Raw genomic sequence first — 2,476 nt, 5'->3', positions numbered from 1 at the left:
CCCGTTCGTTACTGGAAGTGAATGACATTACTTCTCCCAGTTCAGGAAAGCTTGATTTCATTATCGTGAAACGCTTTCGCGTTTTTCGTGCGCCGCTTCAACAGGCCTGTTTTCTGAACTAGTTGACCGATGACATAGTTAACTAAGGCACCAACAACTAACGTCGCAACAAATAATGCTGCTATCGCAGTTCCGTTTCGAAACATCTCATCTTCGATATTGGTGAAGTACATGGCTAATTTAGCGTAGTACTGGCTAGCAATAAAAAATGCTCCAAACCAAATAACAAGTGACAACGCTTCTTTAGCGAAACCGCGAACTAAACTGATCACGGCAGAGAAGCCGATCACGCCTAAAATGACAAAATCTAACCAATTCATGAATTCTTCATCTTAAGTTGGCGCGCATTTTAACAGAAAAAATGCTGACGCAAACGTTTTCTTATGGATTTAACGGTTTAAATTTGAGCAATTGGCCTTTTGAACCCGTAATTTTTTCTAATTCCTTAATTTGTCGCTCAAGTTTGGATTTAGAGACATCCGGGCCAATAATTACTCGCGTAAAGTTTTTTCTTGTTTGGTGTGAGCCTGGTAACCACGCTTTTGTAAATCCTTAACAACATTTTTTGCGTTGTCAGCATTCTTCAAAGCCATTAATTGAATAAGCCAAGCACTGTCTTGGTATTCATTTTTTTCTGGTACAGGTTTCACCACGACTGCCACTTTGTCTGCTTCTTTATTGTTTGAAGTCGACGCCATTTGCGTATCGGATTTATCAGCACCGCCACTTTCAACCACTTGCTCAACCGGAGAATCCGGTAATGCAATCTGATCTTCAACAGGGTCGAGTACTTCAAAAACATCAACATTACTATCAAGCTCAGGCTTAATCGGAATGCTTGCAAACTCTTCTTTGTAGTGGAGCTTCTTACCATCAAGCACATCGGGCAATACAATCACGCCAATGGCCACTAAAATGATGGTGCCGACTAATCGGCTTTGGAATTTACTTGCCATTTAGTTTCCTTTTTCTGCCAGTGCTCCAACACTTCACCCACGGTATGGAAAGAACCGACCACCAGCACAACATCATCACCTTGAGCCGAAGCTAAAGCCGCTTCAAACGCCGCAACAGGAGTTGTATGCTGCTTTATACCTTCAGGTAAGCTTTGACACAATTCCGCCGCCGTTGCAGCTCGTGGGCCTTGCAGTGAAGCTGGCATCAATGTGTTGTCATCGGCGCTAATACTTCCAATGTCGCGGGGATATCTTTGTCATGAAGCATAGCGACAACAACGTGTAAGTTTTTCCTGCGTACGTCTTCTCAACTTGCTGTGCAAAATATTCAGCCGAATGCGGATTATGCGCGACATCAAGCACAATCACGGGGTGTTCACTAATTTGCTGCATGCGTCCCGGGAGCTGAGCATTCTTCAAACCGTTCACCACGTTAACATCGCTAATAGTCAGATCTGAAGTACCTAGTGCCATTAATGCTGTTGCTGCATTAGGTAATGGTAGGCTTGGAATAGGCAGTGATTCCAATTGAAATGCACCACTGCGCCAATTCCAACATCGCCATCTACATCATAAGCATATTGAATACCCACTTGATAGAACTCAGCCTTAATGTCATCAGCGTGCGCAGCAACCGTCGCAGGTGGCTTGGGTTGACCACAAATAGCAGGTTTACCACTACGATAGATACCCGCTTTTTCAAAGCCAATCACATTGATGTCGTCACCCAGCCAATCAACATGGTCGACAGCCAAACTGGTAATCACAGAAACATCATGTTCAACGATATTGGTCGCATCTAGACGCCCGCCTAGACCCACTTCCAATAACACAACATCAACCGTTTCTGTTTGAAAAGCACGTAACGCCGCCAACGTACCATATTCGAAAAAGCTAAGGCTGATTTCGCCACGCTCTTTCTCAATGAAATCGAAAGACTGAACCATCTTTTCGTTGGATAGATCTTGGCCGTTAATACGAACACGCTCGTTATAGCGAATTAAGTGAGGAGAACTGTAGACACCAACTGAGTAACCAGCGTCCAACAGAATCGCTTCCATCAGAGCACACGTTGAGCCTTTGCCATTGGTTCCAGCAACGGTAATAACGTGTTGAGCAGGTTTGGTGAGCTTTGCCTTAGAGGCGACGGCTTGAACTCGGTCTAAACCAAGATCAATAGCACTTGTGTGGATGTTTGATAAATAATCAAGCCACATCTCCAAAGAGGATGTGGCTTGAGGAATAGGTTGTTGACTCATCTAACTCATAACCATGATTAAGTAGGTTTGTTAGATGGTACTTTACCCTTTTTCTGGCGCTTCTGGTACTTCATAAGTAGCTTCATTCGGTGAATCGTTCACAGAAACTACCAATGGTGAAGGCTGGTTGGTCATTTTAGCAACAAGGCTTGCAACACGCTGACGCATTTCACGACGGTCAACGATCATGTCGATAGCACC

Annotated in this window: 3 protein-coding genes and 1 pseudogene; all 4 read right to left on the bottom strand. The window is 44.1% G+C overall.

Annotated elements, in window-relative coordinates; all coding sequences use genetic code 11:
* Positions 1-101: 101 nt before the first annotated feature.
* Positions 102-380, bottom strand: a pseudogene (locus tag BCU57_RS20965) (CvpA family protein); the annotation flags it as partial.
* Positions 381-551: 171 nt separating this feature from the next.
* On the bottom strand, positions 552-1,016 hold the full coding sequence (locus BCU57_RS20960; protein WP_413211531.1) for an SPOR domain-containing protein: 465 nt from the start codon (positions 1,014-1,016) through the stop codon (positions 552-554).
* The gene (locus tag BCU57_RS20955; RefSeq protein WP_413211530.1) at positions 989-1,222 is read right to left on the bottom strand and encodes a hypothetical protein; all 234 of its coding nucleotides are present in this window, start codon (positions 1,220-1,222) and stop codon (positions 989-991) included. Before BCU57_RS20955 ends, BCU57_RS20960 begins: the two co-directional genes overlap by 28 nt.
* 267 nt (positions 1,223-1,489) lie before the next feature.
* The gene (locus BCU57_RS20950) at positions 1,490-2,275 is read right to left on the bottom strand and encodes a Mur ligase family protein (RefSeq protein ID WP_413211529.1); all 786 of its coding nucleotides are present in this window, start codon (positions 2,273-2,275) and stop codon (positions 1,490-1,492) included.
* Positions 2,276-2,476: the final 201 nt, after the last annotated feature.

The sequence above is a fragment of the Shewanella sp. 10N.286.48.B5 genome (genome assembly GCF_002874355.2).
Lineage (GTDB): Bacteria > Pseudomonadota > Gammaproteobacteria > Enterobacterales > Shewanellaceae > Shewanella.
This window is presented reverse-complemented; position numbering and strand designations above follow the sequence as displayed.

Excerpts from the sequence above, each read along its gene's own strand:
- BCU57_RS20960 (WP_413211531.1), bottom strand. The coding sequence starts at position 1,016 with ATGGCAAGTAAATTCCAAAGCCGATTAGTCGGCACCATCATTTTAGTG.
- BCU57_RS20955 (WP_413211530.1), bottom strand. The coding sequence starts at position 1,222 with ATGCCAGCTTCACTGCAAGGCCCACGAGCTGCAACGGCGGCGGAATTG.
- BCU57_RS20950 (WP_413211529.1), bottom strand. The coding sequence starts at position 2,275 with ATGAGTCAACAACCTATTCCTCAAGCCACATCCTCTTTGGAGATGTGG.